The organism is Namhaeicola litoreus, assembly GCF_042679565.1.
GTDB lineage: Bacteria > Bacteroidota > Bacteroidia > Flavobacteriales > Flavobacteriaceae > Namhaeicola > Namhaeicola litoreus.
Window position 1 is genome coordinate 1061914 of record NZ_JBHTMY010000002.1, and the last position, 21833, is coordinate 1083746.

24 protein-coding genes and 1 tRNA gene are annotated in these 21833 nt (G+C 34.9%); 17 read left to right on the top strand and 8 right to left on the bottom strand.

Features of this window, described 5'->3' with window-relative positions; all coding sequences use genetic code 11:
• Nucleotides 1-144 precede the first annotated feature (144 nt).
• The 7 genes from ACFQ39_RS06405 (at nt 145) to ACFQ39_RS06435 (ending at nt 8125) form a co-directional block, all read left to right on the top strand.
• Complete coding sequence (locus tag ACFQ39_RS06405; protein WP_377177201.1) at nt 145-525, top strand: hypothetical protein; 381 nt, start codon at nt 145-147, stop codon at nt 523-525.
• Nucleotides 526-838: 313 nt separating this feature from the next.
• Nucleotides 839-2818, top strand: coding sequence for an AAA family ATPase (locus ACFQ39_RS06410; protein WP_377177203.1), 1980 nt, complete (start codon nt 839-841; stop codon nt 2816-2818).
• A gap of 1 nt (nt 2819) precedes the next feature.
• On the top strand, nt 2820-3818 hold the full coding sequence (locus ACFQ39_RS06415) for a hypothetical protein (protein ID WP_377177205.1): 999 nt from the start codon (nt 2820-2822) through the stop codon (nt 3816-3818).
• 53 nt (nt 3819-3871) lie between these two features.
• Nucleotides 3872-4159 carry a hypothetical protein gene (locus ACFQ39_RS06420; RefSeq protein ID WP_377177207.1) on the top strand — a complete coding sequence of 96 codons (288 nt, stop codon included), beginning with the start codon at nt 3872-3874 and terminating at the stop codon, nt 4157-4159.
• Between the two features lie 770 nt (nt 4160-4929).
• Nucleotides 4930-5556 (top strand): tetratricopeptide repeat protein, encoded by a 627-nt coding sequence (locus ACFQ39_RS06425; RefSeq protein WP_377177209.1) that lies wholly within the window; start codon nt 4930-4932, stop codon nt 5554-5556.
• A gap of 72 nt (nt 5557-5628) precedes the next feature.
• Nucleotides 5629-6744 (top strand): tetratricopeptide repeat protein, encoded by a 1116-nt coding sequence (locus ACFQ39_RS06430; protein WP_377177211.1) that lies wholly within the window; start codon nt 5629-5631, stop codon nt 6742-6744.
• Nucleotides 6745-6934: 190 nt separating this feature from the next.
• Nucleotides 6935-8125, top strand: a complete 1191-nt coding sequence (locus tag ACFQ39_RS06435) for a hypothetical protein (protein ID WP_377177213.1) — start codon at nt 6935-6937, stop codon at nt 8123-8125.
• Between the two features lie 477 nt (nt 8126-8602).
• Here the strand turns inward: ACFQ39_RS06435 and ACFQ39_RS06440 are convergent, their stop codons facing one another.
• Together ACFQ39_RS06440 and ACFQ39_RS06445 are read right to left on the bottom strand one after the other, a co-directional pair.
• On the bottom strand, nt 8603-8824 hold the full coding sequence (locus tag ACFQ39_RS06440; RefSeq protein WP_377177215.1) for a hypothetical protein: 222 nt from the start codon (nt 8822-8824) through the stop codon (nt 8603-8605).
• On the bottom strand, nt 8814-9128 hold the full coding sequence (locus tag ACFQ39_RS06445) for a hypothetical protein (RefSeq protein ID WP_377177217.1): 315 nt from the start codon (nt 9126-9128) through the stop codon (nt 8814-8816). The genes ACFQ39_RS06440 and ACFQ39_RS06445 overlap by 11 nt, the downstream gene beginning before the upstream one ends.
• 41 nt (nt 9129-9169) lie before the next feature.
• Here ACFQ39_RS06445 and ACFQ39_RS06450 point away from each other — a divergent pair, with 41 nt between their 5' ends.
• From ACFQ39_RS06450 to ACFQ39_RS06495, 10 genes are all read left to right on the top strand, one after another.
• Nucleotides 9170-9484, top strand: coding sequence for a hypothetical protein (locus ACFQ39_RS06450; protein ID WP_377177219.1), 315 nt, complete (start codon nt 9170-9172; stop codon nt 9482-9484).
• 1037 nt (nt 9485-10521) lie between these two features.
• On the top strand, nt 10522-11406 hold the full coding sequence (locus ACFQ39_RS06455) for an AbaSI family restriction endonuclease (RefSeq protein ID WP_377177221.1): 885 nt from the start codon (nt 10522-10524) through the stop codon (nt 11404-11406).
• Nucleotides 11407-11451: 45 nt separating this feature from the next.
• Nucleotides 11452-12522: a PD-(D/E)XK nuclease family protein gene (locus ACFQ39_RS06460; protein ID WP_377177223.1), complete on the top strand. Its 1071-nt coding sequence runs from the start codon at nt 11452-11454 to the stop codon at nt 12520-12522.
• Nucleotides 12523-12690: 168 nt separating this feature from the next.
• Nucleotides 12691-13716 (top strand): HNH endonuclease domain-containing protein, encoded by a 1026-nt coding sequence (locus ACFQ39_RS06465; protein ID WP_377177225.1) that lies wholly within the window; start codon nt 12691-12693, stop codon nt 13714-13716.
• Nucleotides 13716-14081 carry an HIT family protein gene (locus tag ACFQ39_RS06470; protein ID WP_377177227.1) on the top strand — a complete coding sequence of 122 codons (366 nt, stop codon included), beginning with the start codon at nt 13716-13718 and terminating at the stop codon, nt 14079-14081. The genes ACFQ39_RS06465 and ACFQ39_RS06470 overlap by 1 nt, the downstream gene beginning before the upstream one ends.
• 116 nt (nt 14082-14197) lie before the next feature.
• Nucleotides 14198-14878 carry a hypothetical protein gene (locus tag ACFQ39_RS06475; protein WP_377177229.1) on the top strand — a complete coding sequence of 227 codons (681 nt, stop codon included), beginning with the start codon at nt 14198-14200 and terminating at the stop codon, nt 14876-14878.
• Nucleotides 14879-15037: 159 nt separating this feature from the next.
• Entirely contained in the window at nt 15038-16036 is a 999-nt protein-coding gene (locus ACFQ39_RS06480) for a hypothetical protein (protein WP_377177231.1), read from the top strand.
• A 253-nt stretch (nt 16037-16289) separates the two neighbouring features.
• A complete protein-coding gene (locus tag ACFQ39_RS06485) occupies nt 16290-16928 on the top strand; it encodes an HNH endonuclease (protein WP_377177233.1) in 639 nt (212 codons plus the stop codon).
• A 149-nt stretch (nt 16929-17077) separates the two neighbouring features.
• Nucleotides 17078-17761: a uracil-DNA glycosylase family protein gene (locus ACFQ39_RS06490; protein ID WP_377177235.1), complete on the top strand. Its 684-nt coding sequence runs from the start codon at nt 17078-17080 to the stop codon at nt 17759-17761.
• Nucleotides 17762-17930: 169 nt separating this feature from the next.
• Nucleotides 17931-18734 (top strand): hypothetical protein, encoded by an 804-nt coding sequence (locus ACFQ39_RS06495; RefSeq protein ID WP_377177237.1) that lies wholly within the window; start codon nt 17931-17933, stop codon nt 18732-18734.
• 125 nt (nt 18735-18859) lie between these two features.
• On the opposite strand, the gene ACFQ39_RS06500 is transcribed toward ACFQ39_RS06495, so the two are convergent.
• From ACFQ39_RS06500 to ACFQ39_RS06525, 6 genes are all read right to left on the bottom strand, one after another.
• A complete protein-coding gene (locus ACFQ39_RS06500) occupies nt 18860-19033 on the bottom strand; it encodes a hypothetical protein (protein ID WP_377177239.1) in 174 nt (57 codons plus the stop codon).
• Nucleotides 19023-19253, bottom strand: a complete 231-nt coding sequence (locus ACFQ39_RS06505; RefSeq protein ID WP_377177240.1) for a hypothetical protein — start codon at nt 19251-19253, stop codon at nt 19023-19025. The genes ACFQ39_RS06500 and ACFQ39_RS06505 overlap by 11 nt, the downstream gene beginning before the upstream one ends.
• A complete protein-coding gene (locus ACFQ39_RS06510; RefSeq protein ID WP_377177242.1) occupies nt 19231-19653 on the bottom strand; it encodes a DUF5675 family protein in 423 nt (140 codons plus the stop codon). The genes ACFQ39_RS06505 and ACFQ39_RS06510 overlap by 23 nt, the downstream gene beginning before the upstream one ends.
• The gene (locus ACFQ39_RS06515; RefSeq protein WP_377177244.1) at nt 19653-20408 is read right to left on the bottom strand and encodes a hypothetical protein; all 756 of its coding nucleotides are present in this window, start codon (nt 20406-20408) and stop codon (nt 19653-19655) included. Before ACFQ39_RS06515 ends, ACFQ39_RS06510 begins: the two co-directional genes overlap by 1 nt.
• Nucleotides 20409-20942: 534 nt before the next feature.
• A tRNA-Ala gene (locus ACFQ39_RS06520) sits at nt 20943-21016 on the bottom strand.
• 15 nt (nt 21017-21031) lie between these two features.
• On the bottom strand, nt 21032-21829 hold the full coding sequence (locus tag ACFQ39_RS06525; protein ID WP_377177246.1) for a universal stress protein: 798 nt from the start codon (nt 21827-21829) through the stop codon (nt 21032-21034).
• Nucleotides 21830-21833 lie beyond the last annotated feature (4 nt).

Consider the following 21833-nt stretch of genomic DNA (forward strand, 5'->3'; position numbering starts at 1 on the left):
TCTGCAACACCTATATAAAAAAGTAATTAACTATGGCTCAATATGTTTCAATTATACAATATAGAAATAACATCATTTTTTACTATGCAGTTAGGCTGCACTCAATCGTTTTAAGTTTGTTCCATCATTAAAAAATTATAAATCATGATCGCAATAGATATCATTCTGAATAAATATTTTAATCAAGAAGAAAATGTTATACGCAAAAGTAATTTGACGAACCCCTCAGTGAAGGTTTTTGGTTATTTAGCAGGTAAAACAGGAGAATATATTCTTCCAAAATCAAAAATTAAAGTTGTCTATAGTTGCTTGAAATCCCCAAGTACCCAAAGGTTAGAATGCACAACTTATTTTGAAAAAAATGGAATTGAATTAATTCGACTTGGCAATGAAGCTCCCAAGCAAAATATCGCAGATTTCATGAATTATTATGAAGGATTATCTGCAGATCAATTAAAAAAGGAACTATTAGAGGTTAGAATGAAAAATGAACCTGTTGTACTCAAAGACAATATAACTGAATAATTCATTTATCGTCCTTCTATAAATGAATGATTAACGTATTAATGAATAAGGAAGTTTTAGGTTTTCATAACTTAAAAGCTATCGGTTTAATGACGATAGCATGTAACTAATCTTGCCTTGTATATGACTTGATGAGGATTTTAATTGATGATGTAGATGAATCGCGTGGATACGTTAAATATGAACACTTTAATCAAAACAAAGATAGTCGCGAGAACAGTTAGGTATTACAAATAAATTTCAATTATTAAAACGAAAAATATTAGAAATAGAATAAAAATTCAGATAAATTTATTGACCGAAAATAAAAAAAATGTTTCAAGATTATAAACTAATTAGTATCGGAGTAAAAAACTTCAAAATTTTTAAGAATAAAGTAGAGTTTCCTATAGGCCCCTTGACCATCTTCACTGGTACAAATGGCAGTGGTAAAAGTACCTATACTGATCTCTTGTATTTTTTAAGCAAGGCTTTTGATTTTAATGTTATAGATATAATTAGTGAGCTAAGAATAAAAAGTTGGGAGAAGATTAGCTTCAGAAATCTCAATGAATTTCAAAAAAGTGATGCCCTTAAAATCTTAAATAGAGATTCACAAAGCAACAAACTCTCCTTGTTTTTTAAATATTTAGATGAAGATTTAAAAAGTGTAATTGAAATAGAATTAGGTTATGAAATTGATCAAAAAGGAGGTTCTTTAGTAGAATACAAAATTTCCTCAGAGGAGTGCGTTTTATTACATTATAAAAAGGAAGATCTTTTTAAGAATCTAAACAGTAAAATAATTCTTCCAATTAAAGAACATCCCTTTTCAAAAAACAAATTTATATTCGATGAATGTAAATCTAAATTTGTTTGGTTCAACAAAATTAATTTAGCAGCTGAAAGAACAATAAATAAACAAAAAAAAATACGCGAACTATTAATAAACTCAATTTTTTCGAGCTACAAAAAGCTTACAGAAGCTGATAAATACATTGAAGTAAGTGATTTAATTAAAAAATCAGAGCTGGAAAGTATATACACTCTTCAGGATAGCTCTATTTTATTACAGACTAGAGTTCTTGCAGAAATGTTAAAAAACAATGTCCATAAAAGGGGGGTAAACCAAGAATTTTTTAATAACTATATTAATTTTGAGGAGCAATTGTATTTTAAATTATTTACTAGATTATATTGTGAACCCAATAAAACATATCCCTATGATATTTGGTCTGAGATGTTTCCTGATATTGAAAAAGATTATACTTCCTGTAGGAATCTTTATTTACAAACAGATTCAGTAGAAAATCCTCTTCCAGAACTAGATTTTGAAAGCACATACGTAGTAAAAAGTCTCGAATTTGAAGAAATATTTAAACATAACGAGCAAACATTAAATGAAGAAGAAATTAGGGAGATTATATCCTCAATCGTAAATCCGCTTACAGATGCTTTTTTGATTGAATATGACTCCGCAACAGACTTCGACTATGCTTTTAACTATAGTCAGATCTCTAAAGTTTTAAATAAAATCATAAGCCTGGTTGGTGGTATGAGGCTTAGATTTGAAGTTTTATTTTTATCTTCTTTTAGTAGTGTGCCTGCAAAATTTGATGCAAAGTTAGAAATTAGGCCTCACTATATATACGATGAAAGCGGGAAAAAAGATGATTATATTTATCAATTTGTAAATAACCGCTTTGATGGTTACCCTAAAATGAAATTTATTAATAGATGGCTTCATGAATTTGAGATAGGAGAAAAATTAGAGGTACAAACAATTAGTTCAGGGGCAAAAGAACTTGGATTTAGCCTGTTTATAAAAAGAGGCACCCAATCCTTCCCATTGCACTTGGAAAGCAGAGGGACTAAGAAAATCGTTCAAACTCTTCTATTTTTATGTCAATCACAATATTCTACAACGACAATAATTGAAGAGCCTGAATCCAATCTTCACCCGGCTTTACAAAGTAAAATGGCGGAACTTTTTGAAGATTTTATCTTTTTTATTCTTAACGGTTTTAGAGATTACAAAATTCATAAACCATCATCATTAATAATAGAAACGCATTCAGAGTATTTAATCCGTAAAATACAATATTTAATTGCCTCTAGTGATTCAAGGTTTAATACCACAAATGTTAGAGTAAACTATTTACATCATCCCAATAAAATACCTCCTGGTGAAAATCAGGTTTACTCCTTAAAAATTAGGGAAGATGGCTTTATGAACAATGATTTCGGCAAAGGTTTTTTCGATGAGGCTTCTTCGCTGTCCTTAAGTTTATTGAATTTAAAAAACTTCAATTGAAATGGTGCGGTCCTATATTGATGAAAAGTATTTAGAACATTATTTTAGGTCACTTTTAGGTTCTGAAAGATTTTCAGAGAAGTCAAATCAACTTGAACAAATCTGGTCTTTTTTTAAAAGTAAATCAGATCTCTTTTTTGACAAGGAATTATCTTCATTTCTGGAAAATGTTGATCCTCCCTTGCGCAATGTTATTTTACCGCTAATAAACCAACTGACGACAGGCCGGCAAAACACAATTATTTATCAAAATGAAAAAAACACTTTTAGAAATCTGAAAAATATAAATATTTATAGCAAATTAAATTATCCTTTTGCAACATTTTGGTTAGGTAACCAATATAATTACACACCCGAAAAGTATAAGGAAAATAACCCATATCATTTCCTAACCAATGAAAATGATATGGATGAATGGAAGTCGTATTCAAATTCCCGCACATTTTATGTAAATCCAAAAAAAACACAGCATGGAAATGATATTTTAAAATCATGGGGCCAATTAAAACGTTTCCATCATTACCCACATGACTTAATCATCAATGATAAGTTCTGCTTAAAAAGTGATGTAGGTATTCGCGAAAACATAGTCCCGATCGTCGAGAATTTATCTCCTCAGGTAAAAAACTTTATCATTTTTATTGGAATACCAGAACCAAAAGATAGATTTAACTTAAATCAAACCTATGATTTATTAGTTTCATTGTTCAAAGAGCGAGGATTAAACCCTAATATATTGATTTTTATCTCTGCAAAAACACATCATGATCGTTTCATCCTTACAAATAGCTTTTTAATCAAATCAGGTGATTCATTCGATTATTTCAATGCAAAAAACACATTTAAAACAAGAGGTACAACCCTTTCAATCACGCCTGTTTTTAATTCGAATAAAACCGAGATACAAGAATATATTAGTCTGCACAGGGAAATTATGCGAAGTGCACATACTCCATACGCAGGAACAAAATCTAAAAACCTACTCGATCTCTTTAATTAAACCCACATGATCGAAAACCTGTGTGATGCAATTCACTCAAACATGACAAGCTCATGAATACCCTCAAATTCAATTTTATTTCTGCCGGCAATGTACTGAGCAGAATCACTGCATTATATCCCCTTAGATTTGCAAACTCAAAACTGAATATGGTAAAACCGAAAATCTACATCTTGATTCCAAAAAAACACAGAAACCCGAATAGTTACCAGATAGATAGCTTGTATTTATTCCAAAAGACCTATTCTATGGACAGTATAATATCTACAGAAGACATGACCATTCTTCAAATTGATAAAATGCTTGATTTTGTCATTGACAAAAAAAACACAAACACTTAAAACATATTTCAATCATTCCAGAAATTTATCGTAAAATAAAGTGTAATAGAACTTCATTTCAATTAAAAAAATCTGATAAGTCGAATCTACAATCAATAAAGCTAGGCAATGTTCCGCATTCACTCACTTTTGTCTACAGTTAGCAAGAGCTTCTCCTCCTCTTAGGAGGAGTCCCCGAAGGGGGAGGTGGTCAAATTCATTTAAAACCTATTAAATCACTATTTAACCTAGCCTTAACCAAAACATATACATGCAATTAAACATACTGAACATTTCCTCTTTTTAGGAGGAAGGCCCCCGAAGGCTTGCCTACCGTAGGTATGGGGAGGTGGTTATTATTAAGAATATTCCCTTAAAAAATCCAAAAACAACCCAACAAACCCTGAAAAATTCCCTTGCACATACCCATTATTTACTCGCTTTGCTCCGCATCGTGCGATACCTAGGATGGAAGACCTACACTTATATCTTGAAATTTCTCCAATTAAAAAATCGAATAACTGTGCAGATATAGTGCATAGTATCCCTTTAAATTTGAAAAATCAAAAGAGAACGACCATTTTTTTACGAATTCAGCGATCATCATGCTTGAACAATAATGCGATGATCATATCGACAATGAGTTTGACATAACAGATAAGAACGATTCTTTGTGGGATACCATGGCGGCTAGTAGACCATAACATTTCTGATATAGGCGCTTCAAATAAAAATGATCATTAAAATTTAATAAGTAAAAAATAACTTTCCTTTACAAACGATTTAGTTACATGAAAAAAATAGCCTCTTCCCTACCTAAAAATTATACAATACTCGCTTGTTTGTTATTCACTACATACCTATTTTCCCAGTCTGCCAATACACTTTTTGAAAAGGCTAATGAAAATTTTGAAAGCGAAAACTATGTCTCGGCGATAAACCTGTTGAACCGGGTTCTTCAAATTGATTCAAATTTCGTAGATGCCTATTACAAAAGAGGAGTCGCAAAGTTCTTTTCATATGAAAAAGAAGCCGCCATTCAGGATTACAATAAAGCCATTCTTCTGGACAATAACTATTTATTGGCTTACCTCGACAGGGGAATTGCTTACCACACCATGGGCCGATATAAATTGGCCATAAAAGATTACAACCGGGTGATTCAATTAGATCCCGAGAATGTAGGTGCGTATCATGTGCGGGCAGAAGCAAAGAAGAAACAAAATGATTTCGCCGGTGCCTTTGAAGATTTTGACAAAGTCGTGAAACTGGATCCTGTTTTTGGGGAAGGCTATTACAAAAGAGGGATGTTCCATCTCCATTTTGGCAGAAAAAAGGAAGCTTGTTCCGACTGGAAAATGGCAAAAATTTTTCACTTCGAAAAAGCAGTAGAAGCACTTGATTATTATTGCAAATAAGATGTTCTGTAAAGAAGTTCAAAGTAAAATTCAGAATTATAATCCATCCCATTACCTTTTAAAAAATTAACTATGAAAAAAATAGCCATGATCCTTTTCCTTGTCGTATTAACAACAACCGCACAAACGGCCGTCTCGGTGCGATTACAGGCCGATGAATACTATAACCAGGCAAATTATCCTATGGCGATTGAATTATTCACCCAAGCCATCGAAATGGATCCTAATGACGTAACCCAGTACACCGGCCGTGGCTTTTCAAACTTCCTTCTCAAGAACTATCAAGAGGCCATAGTAGATTTTAGCAAAGCGATTGAGCGCAATCCAGGTGGACATTTAGCTTTGTACAAAAGAGGAGAAACCTATTATAAGCTGGGTGACATGGATGCGGCCATGGCAGATTTTGACAAAGCCATTGAAAATGGTTATCACAATGCAAGCGCTTTTGCCTATAGAGCTTCAACCAAAAAGCAAAAGGGAGATCATCCGGGTGCAATAAATGATTATATAGAAGCACTTACCATTCAACCAGAATTCTTTGAAATTGCTGGCGAATTAGGGGAAAGCCTGATTTATGAAAAAAGATATCCGGAGGCAATTACTTACCTCAGTAAGTACTTAGACAACATATCCAAAACAGATAGTTATATCCTTTACCTAAAGGCCTATGCCGAGCATGAAATAATGGATCTTCAGGCTGCCTTAAACGATTATGACCAACTAATTCAACTTGAACCCGAATATACGGTAGCGTATTATAACCGGGGATCAGTAAAACGCCAGCTTCAAGATTGGAAGGGTGCATTAGAAGACTACGATCATTACATCAAAACGAGACCGGAATATTCTGATGCTTACTTTTTTAGAGGGATAGCAAAACATAATTTAACTGATTTTAATGGAGCTATAGACGACTTTACAACTGTAGTAGACAGTTTACCGAATGAGACAAGAGGTTATTATAAAAGAGCAGAATCACACATCGAAATAGATGAATTAAAAAAAGCCTATAACGACCTGTCAAAGTGCATAGAAATAAATTCATCCAATGCAGAATACTACCTGTTACGCGGAAAAATAGCCTTTCACCTCAACCTGCCGGATGAAACTTGCACGGATTGGGAAAAAGCCGGTGAATTGGGACTGGAAGAAGCAATAGAATTAAAAACAAAACACTGCGGTCAATAAACAAAATCCACTGGTGGTTCAACAGTATTCCTCATTCAGTCACTTTTGTCTACAGTAAGAAAGAGCACAAAGAAAAACTTCTCCTCCTCTTAGGAGGAGTTCGCCTACCGAAGTTGTAGGTCCAACTGCCTGTTTTTAGATAGATTTAATTGACTTTTTGTATCTTGAAAAGGAAAAATCAATCAATATAATGTATCAAATAAGAAATTTTCTGCTCTTGGCCTTGGTCTCTTTATTGGTGGGGTTTAAATCTCACAAAGAGATTGGGTCCCCTGATCAAAACGAAATAGCATCAACTTATTATGAAAATCTGACTAAATTATTTGAATACTATGCTCCTCAGTTTGGGAATAAGGGTTTGTTAAGACCTGTTTTTGGGGAGAAAGTCATTTCTGATTACGTCGAATCTATCAATATTGAAAATGAGCAGGGAGAAAGAATTCATTTATTTCAATTACCAAAATCAGAACGAGAATTGTTCTATGAAAAATGGATACCATCCGAAACGGGCAAAATGGTAGAAAAGTTCAAACTCGATAAAAAAGGAAATTGGGTAAAGGAAATAAAAAGGATCAACAAAATATATAAAAGGAAGTACCCTACGCAAAAGACAAAATCTATTGATACCCTGATCGACGATCCATTTTCAAGAATTATGATTGATTTGGATGTTGAAACAAAGCCTGAAATGAACTTGAAAGGCAATCAAAGTAATACAGAATTTGATTTTTGGGCTGAAACCTTTAATTCAGTAGCAGATCAATCAATTGCTGTAGAACAAGATAATTTCAAAATGAGTAGTCAGGAATTCATTGATAAAATCCGTCCTGCAATAAAAAAAGGTAGAATTTTAGTGGCACTGCCAAACGGTGATTATACAGGTGGACCAGGTGTGCTTTTTAGGTCTGGACATTGGTATGATGTGGGGCATGTTGCGATCATAAAACGAGATGGAGAAAATATTCCTGCAATAGTTTCAGATACCCTTTCTTTTACGATTGGTATTAATTCTGTAGAGCAAATGCACGATGAATCGTTACACGAAGATTGGGCCTACAAACATGGACGCGCATATGTCTTGCAGGTAATAGTCGAAAAATGGAGATTTGAAAACGGCGAATTCAAATTGACAACCTCAGAGGCTGATAATAATTTGTTATTTGAAGAAGCCTTAAAATTAAAGTACGCAAAGTATTGTTCAATAGGAGAGGTTTTTAGATCTAAAGAAGTTGCACCCCAAAAACTCATATGTTCTTCAGCGTCCTGGATCTATGCGAAGAACGCCTTAGGAATAGATATAGATATTCCATTCAATAGAACCATTTGGCCCGAAGGAATTTTAAAATCTAATTTTACAAAGGTAGTAGCAAAAACTTGGTAATTTTTTTGAGTAATTCTGGAGAGTATAGCACAGCCCTAAATCCCATATAAGTTTCAAATCATTTTATCCAATTCCTTAGAAGTAAATAATTTTGATCGCACTTTGATTCTGAGTTAAACAGTATTCCTCATTCAGTCACTTTTGTCTGCAGTTAGCAAGAGCACAAAGAAAAGCTTCTCCTCCTCTTAGGAGGAAGGCCCCGAAGGCTTGCCTTCCGTAGGCAGGTGGATTAACAACTCCTAATTACTAGTTAACAACGGATTAATCAAAAGATCTATATGCTATTGAATTTACTGAACTTCTCCTCCTCTTAGGAGGAGGTCCCGAAGGGGGAGGTGGTCAAATTCATTTAATACCTACTAAATCACCATTTAACAACGTGTTAACCAAAATATCTACCTACGATTAAACTTCTATTCCTAGGAGGAAGGCCCCACAGGCTTGCCTGCCGTAGGCAGGTGGATTAACAACTCCTAATTAATAGTTAACAACGGATTCACTCACATGATAACACACAAATAGATATACCAAACTTCTCCTCCTTTTAGGAGGAGCCTGCCTGCCGTAGGCAGGTCCCCGAAGGCTTGCCTGCCTTCGGCAGGGGGAGGTGGTTATAAACATCTCTACCCAACCCAAATTAGATGAATTAAAAACCTCTTCTCCAAACCCCATATCTCCAAATGACTTGTCAAAGTTCATCCTGCGTAATCTTATAAAACCTTTCCAGCAATTGCCTTGGCGGAATATTTCCGGTAAGATCTGTTAGTTTTCGCTCAACTTTAAAGATTTCCCTACTAAAATTAAACTTGTCGTATTTATCTCTGAGAGCATTCATACCCGCTAATTTCCCTTCCAGATGAATAATATTCATCATCGTAGTCACACATTTTGGAGAAAGAGAAAGTGCGTTACCCTCATTAATAATCCCTTTAAAATAGTTCGAATACATCATACTGCAAAGTTCTTGCAAATTCCATGTTAACCTTGCCCATGATTTTAGCATAAAGAGTTAAAGTTGATACCACAAAGAAGAAAAAGAAAAAAATGCTGAAATATATAGATGAAGTTTCCCCTCATCAGATCTTGTGGCTTTTCAAACACATCCCATTGTTAGAAAGGTCACTTTTATATCCTGAATACACTTTACAATTACTTATTGAAGATCTCGAAAGAATGGCTTGGTTCAAAGGCTATCTCGACATTTGTATGCTGTTCAATGACATTGATCTAAACAAAAACAACCTCCACTTATTCATTCAGGATCTCACTTTTTTGTACAATTTATTAGCACCGGAAGTAGCCGTATCCCCAAAGCAGGTTAAGCGGTGTTCGTCATTCGCTCACTTTTGTTTCCTGTAACATATCTGCAAGGGGTTTCTCAATACATCCAAAATTTAACTTTTCCCTTTTATCTTTGGTCTTTTATCTTTAGTCTTTATTATTCCCTTGCATATACCCCTCATTTCCCATTGTTTTTGCGCGGATGCGCAAACAATGCCATTCGGTTGTTACAGTGCACACGTTTGCTCATTCCTCACGCGCAGCTCCCCCATAGCCCCAAACCCTCTATGGTAAGTTACATATTTATTGGGGCTATGCCGCTGCTACATATTTTTTGCTCGCCTGCGTCTCACTCGGGCTATTCGGTGTCACGGTTTTTGCAAAAGCCAAATACGCATCACCCTTTTGCCCATTAAGTATGCCTTTCAGTCATACCCAATCGGTCAACGCGCACAAACGTTGTTCGCTCGTTCGTAACATATAATTTTCCTCAACACCTCCCCAAAAACCCAAAATTATTTCCACCATCCGTCGGGTTGTGCTAATTTTAAGCACCATTTTCAAAACCCGGCCTCAAAGAAAAAAGAACGGCAATCAAAATCAAGGATTAGTAAGACGGAGAAGCTCCGATTGGCGATGAGGAGATCACTCCGACGCACTTAACCTTGATGAAGAGTGAAGTACTTTTTTCTTTGCAGCCTTGATCTTTTTGATTCGTTTTTGGATCAAGCCAAAAATGAATAGAATAAAATTAAAATTACCACTAACCCTCCTTTAAAAACAAAAAAAACTCACTCCCTCCCAACCCTTGTCCCCCCTCCAAAAAGAAAAATCCACTATAGCAAAAACCCCGCGCCACCGGCGCATCACGTGGCTGCAGTCGGTACGCTCCGCATACCTTCTCCTGCACCACCCTCGTTCAGCTCGCTGGCTTGCCCGCCTCCGGCGTGCGGCTCGCAAGTTTAACCGCCCGAAAAATAATAAAAATGTTAACCTCGGCATTTTTACCTCATTAAGAACTGAAAAGAGATTCTAAAACTTTCTACCTCAATTATTACTTAGCCAATGCAAAATTTGTTAGATTGCCCCAACAGAAAAAACAGTTTAACCCAGATATGAATAAAAGAGATTTTATAATTAAACAAATTGCAAAAACTAATAAGAAAAATTTTGAGAATTATGTAGTTACGCGCATATACCATATGCTCAATAGGTCTGATGTAAAATTTATGACCCAACAATATGTCAATAGAAACGAAGGTCATGCTTTAACCGATATGTATTTTCCGCAACTGGCATTGCATATAGAAATTGATGAGCCTTTTCATAAAAAACAAATTGAATCTGATCTTAATAGAGAAACGGAAATTATTCAAGCCACAAATCATGAGGTAAGGCGAATTTCCATAACCCCGGATATTGAATCCATTGATCACCAAATAGATTTGGTGGTGAACGAGTTGAGGAAACGAATAATTACACGCGAACAAAATGCCAACTGGGAACCCTGGGATATTGAGAAGGAATTTAATCCACAGTACCACATAGAAAAAGGGTATCTGGCGGTAAATGAAAATCCGGCCTTCAGAAAAATCATTGACGCCTGCAACTGCCTGGGTCAGGACTATAAAGCCGTTCAGCAAGGATGGTTTAAAAGCAAGGTCTATCCCAATCATTATCTGTGGTTTCCGAAATTCTATGATAATGAAGAGTGGGATAATCGAATAAGCAATGACGGAAAAACGATTTTTGAGAAATGTAAAAACCCGGATAATTACAAAAAATGGTTTGAAGGTGCTATAAACAATCCTGTTAAGAGAATTACATTTCCACGATCCTTTGATAATTTGGGTTTCAAATTATACAAATTTGCAGGAATTTTTGAAACGGATTTCGAAAACTCATCTCCTGAAAATGGAATGATATACAAATTGAAACAACATAAACTAGAATTAAAAAAAACAGAACCTGAATTAGCAAAAGAGAATATTCGTTTATAACAAAAAAATATGCTTTTCCAATAAAAATTAAAATTAAATTTCTTCATGAACATTTTCAGAATTCTATCATCCCATGACGGTTCCATCAACGAACCCAACGTTAGTTCCTTTTTAGCTTATTTATTAAATCCCAATGAAGACCATGGCATTTCAAGTCTGTTGCTACAAGAGATCTTAAATGAATTAATCAATGTCGACACAAATTTCTTGTCCAAAATCCAATACAAGAACAGAATCACAGATCTCTCACAATATTCTGGTTATTCGATCAACGTGATGCCCGAATTAACGGTAAGCCTCAACCAGGAAGGGAAGAAAAAGAGAAGAGATATTGATATTCTTATTGAAATTGTAGACGATAGATCCAAAGAGATCATCTACGCCATTTGTATCGAAAATAAGATTACCGATGCGTCGATCAATAAAACCGACACACAGTTGCAAGACGAATTAAACGGTCTGAAAGCGCTTTATGCCGAAAGCGCTTTAAACCCCGAAATCTACATGATTTACTTAACCCCTCAACCTTCAGATATAGCATCTCAATCCTTTGAAAAACTGGAGTACGAAAAGAAATACCATTTATACTGGGCCAACCACGAAAACGCTGTGTTTAATAAATTGATCAAAATATTCAATGATGAAAACCAGGGTCTGATCGATCCGATCAACGACCAGGTTTCCTATTTGATCAAATCTTTCCTCTCGTTTATCAAAACAAATTTCAAAAGCTACATAGAAGAAAGAAGAGAATTTTTGGAAAAGAAAAATTATGGCAAACCGGTGATCGATTTACTCAACGATTTCGCTGCAAAATTGGAAGAAGACAAGTCTTATGCTATAGCCAAATTAAAAAAACAATTTTCTGATTATGTCTTGAATGAATCAGGAATTCAATTGCACAATGCCACTAGAAATGCACACTTTACTATAGCTACAGTCAACGACAGAAACCGCGGGCATTATTCAGTAAAAAGACCTGATGACGAGCGTAAGAATATTTTTTATTACCCGGATGAAAGTCGAAAAAATGTAAAGAAATTCAGACAAGGCATAGATAAGAACATTCCTATCTTTTTCAAAAATGACGATGAAATTGATTCCACTTTATCCTAAATAAACATATTATTTATTCTGAAAGCCCTGCTACAGAGTGATTGTATCACGTGGTTTCACTTTTATCTGCTTTTGTTAATAAACCAGCAAAAAATTACCATTATATTGATCTATTTTTAAATTAAAAATTAATTTTAGTCACATAAATTCAACGATCACATTAATCAAATGACTGAATTTCAAATAAACGATCCAAGTTTAGAATCCCAATGGAGAGCGTTGATCCTCTTTGGAAAGAATTCAGCCACGTACAAATTTGCATTTGCCAAAAGCTTGTTGGAATTGATCGACCGGGAAACGACTGCTATCTCTTTGTCAGATTTAGCAAAACCATTCGCAAAAAATATCACAACACATCTCAAAAAAAGTGACAAACAAGGGAATTCTAATTCAAGCACTTTTTTAAAAGCTTGCAGAGAATACAATAACGGCATCATCGATGAGGCGAAACTGCTATTTCAAACCGAGAAATTGGGTTTTGTAAATGTTGTAGACGCCTTTCAAAATGTGAATGGTGGACAAATACCCAATTTATTCTATGAAAAGGATTATGCCAATGGCCGGAAAAGAATTGTCATTAAAGACGACCTGTTGAAACTCAAAGAAAGCTATCACTTTCAAAATTTCGAACAAGAAACAGAAGCGCGATGGAATCTGGTAGAAACGGCCTGGAATCTCAGGATAAATCCCAATTTATTAGAGGTAAAATACGATGAAACTACTTCCCTTTTCTTCCTGGAGAACGACCTGATGAGAAGGAAAGACATTACCTCTGTTCGGGATTCATTAAATGGATATCAAAAAGGAAAATGCTTTTATAGCTTTCAAGACATTACCGTAAAAAAAGGAAGCCTGAGCATATGCGAAGTCGACCACTTTTTACCCCATGCCAATAAAAAGAGCCATAGTAATGCGGGTGCAAATATCAATGGCGTATGGAATTTAGTCCTAGCAGAACCGTCAATCAATAAAGAGAAAAGTGCAAAAGTACCCGATATTAAATTTTTGAACCGTCTATTTAATAGAAACGAATTTTATATCAGTAGCAAGCACCCTTTAGCAGAAACCATCATCAATCAAACGGGAAAAACAAAAGAAAAAAGAAAAGCATTTCTGCAGAAACAATACGACATTGCCAAAGCAAATTCAATTATAACCTGGCAACCGAGCATAGAACTAAAAGGAAATTTTTAATGAGTGTATTTTCAAACATTTCAGCTGACAAAGTCATTTATCAAGGGCATAATTTCTTCCTGATATTTGATGCCTATCCGGTATCTCCGGGTCATATTTTGATCATCTCAAATGAAGAAAAGCCAGACTATTTTGATTTGAACAAAGAAGAAAAAGAAGAATTAAATTCTTTGATCTTGATGGCTAAGGACATCATTGAAAAGGACTACAAACCTGATGGATATAATATTGGTATGAATTGCGGAATAGCTGCCGGACAAACGGTGATACACTTCCATTGTCATGTAATTCCCAGATATCATGGTGATATGGAAAACCCACGCGGAGGCATTAGACATTGTATCAGCGGGAAGGGGTATTATTAGCACACTAAATCTGTTCGTTCTATGGGCCCGAAAATGTTTCAACCAAACCAATTATATCTCCTAATTTAATTTTATAAATAATTATTTTAGTGATGATATAACACGTTACAGCACATATGACCACAAAACAAACATTCATCATAATTTCAATATTTCTGTTTTTAATTAGCTGTGATAAAAAGCAGACTGATTTGGAATTTGAAAGGTCTGTTGCGAATGAAATTTTTCCGGCGTTACTTGATTCTGTTTTTTACGATACAAGATTGACACCACCACCACCACCACCGCCGCCACCAAATTCTGAATGGAGTGATTCAACAGCAATAAAATGGGACGAATCGAAAATGATAGCCGATTATGAAAAACGAAAAGCTGAATTAGAAAAGGATACTACTATATTAGTGATTGCTATCGTTGACAGTACTTACCGAATAGATAAACGAGCGAAAAAAGAGTTAATTGATTTTTATAAAGATTTCGCAATTGAATTGGACACCATAAGTATTGAAAAGCCCTATAAAATTAATTTAACGGATTTAAAACACGCTGATAAGTTTAAGTTAAAATACCGTTCTGAATTGCCAGCGACAAGCAAAGTATGGAAAGGCGATTATGATTTTCACCTTTCTGGAATAACTGGATTTTCACGTATTCAGTTTGACAAATCCAAAAATTATGGAGTTCTAAAAAGTAGCTTTGGTTGCGGAAGTCTTTGTGGATTTAGCGCTCTTGTATTTATTAGAAAAGTAAAAGGAAAATGGATTATCGACAAGGTAATGGTAACAGGAATATCGTGAATAAAATACGTGCTGTAACAATGTATAACCGCAATTACGGCGGATTCGACTACGTCCGAATCCACTTGGAATTGCTAAAGTCAGTGCCAAACCGAATAATAAAGCAAATTAACCCGTAACTGACGGTTATACGAAACCGTTATCTCAAAATCGTAGTAAATGATCTATTACTTTATCGCAGATTTGACTGAACTGGACCCTTACCAAGAAATTTCAATTGTTGAAGGTGTAACTCTAAAAAAAATTCCAGTTGAACGGCTTGAACAATTAAAGGCTTACATTAAAATGTATCATCCGCATGATAAAATGCCAATGTTTAATGTCCCAAGTAACGATTTTGATAACTCTTATTATGAATACAAAATTGCCAAAGAATTGCCATCTGGCGGAATCTCGAGAGCCAAAAGAAGTATTGATGATTTTCGGTACTTTGTATTAGAAGATTCTGTGTCGGATAGATATAATATGATGTATGCAAAAGCTTTCGCCTTAGCCGATAAAGATTATTTCGTTCCCTTCAGTTTTTCCACCAGTTCCATTAAAAATTCATTTAATGAACTTTGCATCTATAATTATTACAATGAATTGAATAGGATCGATACCTATTGGATAACGAATAAAATTAGAGTAAATCGTCCTAAAGGTTTTACAAATCATGATAATAAACAGGTTGTCTCCTATCTAAAATTGCTCGAAGACTTTAATCAAATTAAATCCGATTTCCCACATATCGATAAATCGTTAGAAGATTTCTTTCTGACATTCGAATTATCAAATTATTCGACCTTTAAAATTGTAAGCTATATTGCTTGTTTGGAGCTGTTACTAGTGAATGGAAGTCAAGATAGATTAAAATCAATTAGTGGTCAATTACAAACTAAACTTAACCTGCTAAACAATCAATGGGACAATCCAATAATAATTGAAAATCACATTAAGGGACCTCAAACCTTAACTCTAGGTAAAGTGATGGAAACAATCTATTCCTATCGCAGCGTGGTAGCACATGGAGATTTTATTGATTTTTCAAAAAAACTAAATATTCTAGAGGATTTAGACAGGGTAGATATATTAAATTTCGTTAGAACGATTTTAAAAAAGGTAATAATCTATTCATTGCAAAATCCAAAATTGATTAGAGATTTGAAAAAGTGTTAGAAAACCTGCCCTACTCCCGCGCGCAATGAAATACAGCGCAGCTAATGTATCGCGTGGTTTTAAGTAGATCAACTTTGCTCGAAAAATATAAAAATGTTGACTTTCATTGATTTATATCATTTAAAATAAAATCCTATCTGTTAATTTTGATATAATATGATTTTGTTTGTCTATCCCTAAAATAAGATAAAAGGATCTATTTGGTTGGATATAACAAGTTTTACAAGAGTTTGAAACCGAAAAAAATTGAAATTTGAAATTAAGAAATTGTTTTAGAGAACCTATAAAAGAAATATTTCAAGCGGCTGAATATTTGAATCAAGCTGTTTCATTTCACGAAAATGGAGAATTTCTTAAAGCTGAAAATTTAATTTTAAAAGCTGATATTCCTGAAATTAGGGAATGGACAGAATCTCTTTGGGGAAAAAACAGTCCTTATCTCAATTTTGAGAAAACCGTTGACTCTCCTCCCATTTTGAAAAAAGAGGAACGTATTGAAACAAGAATGCCGAATAAAGCTCTAAAAGAGAAAATTATTGAACGAGATGGATATAATTGTGTGTTTTGCGGAACTCCTGTGATTAGAGCAGAAATTAGAAAAATCATACAACAATTTTATCCGAAAGCATTAAAATGGGAAAGAAAAAACATTGACCAACATTCTGCATTTCAAGCAATGTGGTTGCAATACGACCATCTTCTTCCTCATTCAAGAGGAGGAAATAATGATTTGAATAATTTAGTAATAACTTGTGCTCCTTGTAATTTTGCGAGAATGCAATACACGTTAAGCGAAGTAAGTCTTTTAAATCCGTTAAACCGAGAAAGAACAAATTATGAATGGGACGGATTAGAACGAATAAAAAAAATCGTTGTACGAAACCTCATATAATTTGTGATTACATTCGAACTAACATTAACCACAAACATTCAACAAATGATTTGCTACCTCCGAAAAATCTTCGTTTTTCTAGGCGCACAAATCATATAAAAACTCATTATTAAAGGTTTAAAAAACTCAACGAGAATTAAAAAATACTTATGACAGATTTTGCGGACAAAGTAATTGAATTTCACAAAAACCTTGAATATAAAGGGAAACTAAAAGAAAACGTCCAAGTGATGAATCCCTTTAAGGATAATGAGGAAATCCTATCGATTTTGGAAAAATTCTACAAAAAGTTCTTTAGCGACAACAATCAGCGAAAAATTATACTGGGAATTAATCCAGGAAGGCTTGGAGCTGGTGCAACAGGCATTCCTTTTACTGATACAAAGAGGTTAGCAGAAGTATGTGGAATTGAATCATCATCAATTCAAACCCACGAGCCATCTTCAGTATTTGTATATGACGTAATCAAAGAATTTGGCGGAAGTGAAAAATTTTACGATAAATTTTATATTAATTCTGTTTGTCCATTAGGATTTGTAGAGCAAAATCAAAAAGGGAATTGGGTTAATTGTAATTATTATGATTATGACGAATTATTCCAATCATCAAAGGAATTCATAATCTCAAGCCTGCGAAAACAGATTGCATTTGGGATTGACACATCTGTTTGCTTCATTCTTGGAAAAACGAATGCTGTTTTTTTCAAAAAAGTAAATAATGAAGCAAAACTATTTGATAAAGTAATTGTTTTTGACCATCCAAGATATATTGTACAATATAAAAAGAAACTCAATGAAAAATATATTGCAGATTATTTAAACGAACTAAAATAATAGCAACAAAACCCCAGCTCCCGAGCGATTATATCGCTTGGTTTTAAGCATATTAACCGTTTCAAAAAAGGATCAAATAAACTTTTTAATCACTTAATTTCATAAAATAAATAATTATTTTAGTGATGATATAACCGTTAGCGTTTATTTTTTAAAAAAGAAAAACAGCATGACAGAGCCGTTTTATTTCCCATTTGGACAGAAACTTAAAAAAGTTGAGCAAAAAGACAGAACCCCGAAGAGAGTTTTTGTTTTGGGAGTTTACGCAAGTGCTGTTCATGCTAGATGGGAGGACAAAAATGGCAAGCAAAAAGTTTCAGCTTTAGCAATTGCAAGCGAACCCGAAATATTCTGGACTGGAGAAAATGCAGAAGAAATAATATCGAAAATTATAATTCCAGAACAATTAGGACGACTGACAGCACCACCAAATAAAATACTCAATGGACCTTCAGGAAGAGCACTTGATTCTTTATTTTTAGAACCTCTCGGATTCGACAGGAAAACTGCATGGTTGTGTGATTTGCTTCCTGAATCAAGAGTAAATGAAAAACAAAGAAACGCTATTGATAAACATTATTCAAACAGTATTATTGAAAAATTCGGACTTCCAAAAGCGACGATTCCTGACTTTGACAAAGCTGAATTGAATAATAAAATCAGACGAAATGAAATATTGGAAGAACTCGAAAATTCAAAAGCTGAGAATTTGATATTATTAGGTGATTTACCAATTAAATGGTTTTTACGGTTTTATGACAATCGATTTTCAAGACTTGCTCAATTTGGTATAACAGAGAATAAATATGGCAGACAGCATGAAATTAGAATTAATAACAAAATATATAATGTAATCCCACTTTGTCATCCAAGACAAGCTAACCGTTTAGGAAATTCAAATGCAAAATGGGGGAATTTACATGACAATTGGATGAAAGAAAAACAACAAAAAGCCAACAAAAGCTATATTTAAGGTGGGTTTAAAGGGAAAATTAACATAGCTCCCGCGCGATTATATCGCGTGGTTTTAAGCATGTATTGTAGTTAAACAGAAGTACAGACTTCCCTTATCCGGTAAATTATCAGAGATGAAAAAAATCACTCTCTCTGCTCAAAAACCCTTTTCATCACCACAGACACGCCAAAACTCACAACGGCACCCACTGCTGCCATCACAACGGTAAAAACAAGATCATCCACGGTTACATTAAAAAAGGCGGAAAACAATGTTCCGCCTAAAAATCCGGCCTTGCTATGCGAATCACTCATCATCCAATCCCTCGTCATCTATATCCGCTACAACCGCTTGGCTAACCGTGGTCGCCACCGTTCCTGCAACGGTCAGATAGCCCGCAATGGTCAACACAAGTGCCGGTAAACTGATCGGTGCTGCCAAAATAGCTCCGCCCGTAGCCGCCAGAGCAATCCCGATGTTTCTGAGCGTTCTAAAAAATTTTGGAGTGGGTTTGTTATATCTTTCTGTTAAGTTCATAGTTTCCTTGTTTTATGGTTAATTTTAATTCTTCATTCGCCCTTTTAAGACTTTTTACGGTAATCATCAGCACGTCCATGGCCCTTCTCGATAAAATCCCCCTGCCGACACCTGTCAACTTACTTACGGGAGCAATACACCCCCTCAGTTCTTTCAAAGCGATATTAGCAGGGTGAAACAAGATCATTTTTCTGCCAAAAACCTTGGTCACATGCAAATGCTCACCGTATCGTTTACTGCGTCTCAAGTGGAGGTCATAAGTCCCCTCCGGAATACATGATGCTCCAACGCGGTTTTCTTTCCATGGAAGTTCGATGGTGTTACAAATAAATTTTCCGTTACAGAAAAGGGTGCCATTAACACCCTCTTCATCATAACTTCTGTACAATACCAGTTCCATCAGATTGAATCAACACCTACAATGGCCAATACGTTGTATGCACCATTTTTAAGCGAGTATTGCACCCCGTTGATCTCCTGAAAAAACTCGATCATCAACAAATAAAACTTGTTCCCTGTTCCTACAGGAGCAGCTACCGGAGTCAAAGTAGCGGAAGTGGCCACATTCTCTACAGGCAAATTCACTTTGGGGCTGTATTGGATATCACTGATCCCTGTTTCAAAATCCAAATCCAAAAAACCTGCTTGCAAACTCACATGCGTAGCACCTGTTGCAGAAGAAATATCATTGGCGGTATTCAAACTCGCCATGTCAATTTCACCTGTGGCGGTGTCTAAGGTATACGGAGCGAAGAGCACGGTACCCAATAATGCCCGGTTGTTAAAATTAAAACCTTTCAAAAGCGCTTTTGCAGCATCGTCAGCCAAACCAATCGCTACCTTTCTGTCCCCCCGAGCAGAAGTAAGATCATAGTTTTTTACTTTGCTCATCACTTGAGTCAATCTGCTGGTTACACGGCCATCGCCTGCATTGAGCAACATGTTTCTCACAGCTACCCTGAGCAGTTTACCCGCATACGCCGACTGACCAAATTCAGCACCATTTTCACGCGTTCTAACAAACGCCGGGTCATTTTGGATCCTTTCCTTCGGAACACCACCTTTGGTTCTTACCAGGTAGCCTTCTTTACTTTTATAAAAACTTAAGTCATCCAGTTTACCTGTTACTTTCAAAATTCCATTCTGTCTTGCCATATCCTATCATTTTTAACAATTAAACTTTTTAAAAAATAAAGATATAACAGCACTTAAGTATTTGAAAGACAATGGTTCCGCTTAGGTATCTTCCTGCCCATTTAGCCGAAAAACACTTTTTACAAAAAATCAAAACCCTTAACTTCATCCTGAAAAACAGATCCATGGCATCAGTATAGATGAAGTATGGATAAAGTATAGATAGAGTATGAAAACAAACCCAAAAAACTCAAAAAGCAATATGGAAAGAATATGTTTATACCCAAAAGACATCCAGGTCATCACCGGTAAGAGCGAGAGATATGCCCGAAAACTCTTCGCAGACATCAAAGTATCCCTTAAAAAAGAGAAGCATCAACTGCTCACCATCGAAGAATTTTGCACCTATTTGGGCCTCCCCAAACACGAAGTCACCGATAAGATTCGATAAAGAATAATCTATATAAATCTAAAAATTATGGGGATAATATGGGGATAAAACAGCAATAAAAAAACGTAAACAATTGTTTATCAATCATTTACGCTTTTTTGAAGTGGAGCTAACGGGAGTCGAACCCGTGACCTCTTGACTGCCAGTCAAGCACTCTAGCCAGCTGAGCTATAGCCCCAAACAGAATCGCAAATTACGCGATTCCTTTTAATATAAGCAAAGGAATTGTTGCTTCAAAATCAATTTTTTTAACACGGTCTTGTTCCCAAAGCTTAGCAAAAAAGCCACGCTTTCTCCTTATAACACATAGCATATCAGGTGCCTCTTCGTGAAGATATTCCAAAACCCCTTGAAAAACAGTGGCGTTACGCGTAGATATACGTTCTTTAACGATACGTTCAAGGGTTTCATTTAACTCATTGTCTTTCTCGTTGAACTTAGGAGTTTTTACCTGTAACAAGTTGATTTCTGTATTAAACTTTTTTTGAATAGTCACCAAAGGATCTAATGTGCTGACAGATTTGATAGAGCCCGATTTTAAGGTCATCAAAATTTTATGAATCTCACCAAATCTAGATTTTTTAGGCACCACAATGATAGGTGTGGAGGTATCTTTAATAAGACCTCCGGTAATTCGTCCGATAAAATAAGTTTTATCAGAATCATCATTTTTAGCTGACGAAATGATTAAATCGATATTGTAATTATCAATGATCAATTTTAAACTATCCAAAATATCATAACCTTTTAAAGAAGCTGTGTATATTTCAACGCCCTTCGTATCCACTTTATCTAAATATTCTTGAAGAATTTTGTTAGATTCAGCCAACATCAACTGGTCGATATTTAAAAAGGAACCTGTAACTCTGGTGCTCGAAAACACGTGAACCAAATATATGCTAGCATCAAAACATTTGGCAAAATCTATGGCATAGTTAAGGGTGTTTAAAGCACTTTTTCTATGTCCGATAGGAACAAGAATATTTTTCATAAAA

What these genes read in the sequence shown, in the direction of transcription:
- ACFQ39_RS06405 (WP_377177201.1), top strand. Translation starts at nt 145, where the DNA reads ATGATCGCAATAGATATCATTCTGAATAAATATTTTAATCAAGAAGAA.
- ACFQ39_RS06505 (WP_377177240.1), bottom strand. Translation starts at nt 19,253, where the DNA reads ATGAACTTAACAGAAAGATATAACAAACCCACTCCAAAATTTTTTAGA.
- ACFQ39_RS06490 (WP_377177235.1), top strand. Translation starts at nt 17,078, where the DNA reads ATGACAGATTTTGCGGACAAAGTAATTGAATTTCACAAAAACCTTGAA.
- ACFQ39_RS06420 (WP_377177207.1), top strand. Translation starts at nt 3,872, where the DNA reads ATGAATACCCTCAAATTCAATTTTATTTCTGCCGGCAATGTACTGAGC.
- ACFQ39_RS06410 (WP_377177203.1), top strand. Translation starts at nt 839, where the DNA reads ATGTTTCAAGATTATAAACTAATTAGTATCGGAGTAAAAAACTTCAAA.
- ACFQ39_RS06470 (WP_377177227.1), top strand. Translation starts at nt 13,716, where the DNA reads ATGAGTGTATTTTCAAACATTTCAGCTGACAAAGTCATTTATCAAGGG.
- ACFQ39_RS06460 (WP_377177223.1), top strand. Translation starts at nt 11,452, where the DNA reads ATGAACATTTTCAGAATTCTATCATCCCATGACGGTTCCATCAACGAA.
- ACFQ39_RS06430 (WP_377177211.1), top strand. Translation starts at nt 5,629, where the DNA reads ATGAAAAAAATAGCCATGATCCTTTTCCTTGTCGTATTAACAACAACC.
- ACFQ39_RS06500 (WP_377177239.1), bottom strand. Translation starts at nt 19,033, where the DNA reads ATGATGAGTGATTCGCATAGCAAGGCCGGATTTTTAGGCGGAACATTG.
- ACFQ39_RS06440 (WP_377177215.1), bottom strand. Translation starts at nt 8,824, where the DNA reads ATGAACTTTGACAAGTCATTTGGAGATATGGGGTTTGGAGAAGAGGTT.
- ACFQ39_RS06425 (WP_377177209.1), top strand. Translation starts at nt 4,930, where the DNA reads ATGAAAAAAATAGCCTCTTCCCTACCTAAAAATTATACAATACTCGCT.
- ACFQ39_RS06475 (WP_377177229.1), top strand. Translation starts at nt 14,198, where the DNA reads ATGACCACAAAACAAACATTCATCATAATTTCAATATTTCTGTTTTTA.
- ACFQ39_RS06435 (WP_377177213.1), top strand. Translation starts at nt 6,935, where the DNA reads ATGTATCAAATAAGAAATTTTCTGCTCTTGGCCTTGGTCTCTTTATTG.
- ACFQ39_RS06510 (WP_377177242.1), bottom strand. Translation starts at nt 19,653, where the DNA reads ATGGAACTGGTATTGTACAGAAGTTATGATGAAGAGGGTGTTAATGGC.
- ACFQ39_RS06450 (WP_377177219.1), top strand. Translation starts at nt 9,170, where the DNA reads ATGCTGAAATATATAGATGAAGTTTCCCCTCATCAGATCTTGTGGCTT.
- ACFQ39_RS06515 (WP_377177244.1), bottom strand. Translation starts at nt 20,408, where the DNA reads ATGGCAAGACAGAATGGAATTTTGAAAGTAACAGGTAAACTGGATGAC.
- ACFQ39_RS06465 (WP_377177225.1), top strand. Translation starts at nt 12,691, where the DNA reads ATGACTGAATTTCAAATAAACGATCCAAGTTTAGAATCCCAATGGAGA.
- ACFQ39_RS06525 (WP_377177246.1), bottom strand. Translation starts at nt 21,829, where the DNA reads ATGAAAAATATTCTTGTTCCTATCGGACATAGAAAAAGTGCTTTAAAC.
- ACFQ39_RS06495 (WP_377177237.1), top strand. Translation starts at nt 17,931, where the DNA reads ATGACAGAGCCGTTTTATTTCCCATTTGGACAGAAACTTAAAAAAGTT.
- ACFQ39_RS06480 (WP_377177231.1), top strand. Translation starts at nt 15,038, where the DNA reads ATGATCTATTACTTTATCGCAGATTTGACTGAACTGGACCCTTACCAA.
- ACFQ39_RS06455 (WP_377177221.1), top strand. Translation starts at nt 10,522, where the DNA reads ATGAATAAAAGAGATTTTATAATTAAACAAATTGCAAAAACTAATAAG.
- ACFQ39_RS06445 (WP_377177217.1), bottom strand. Translation starts at nt 9,128, where the DNA reads ATGCTAAAATCATGGGCAAGGTTAACATGGAATTTGCAAGAACTTTGC.
- ACFQ39_RS06415 (WP_377177205.1), top strand. Translation starts at nt 2,820, where the DNA reads ATGGTGCGGTCCTATATTGATGAAAAGTATTTAGAACATTATTTTAGG.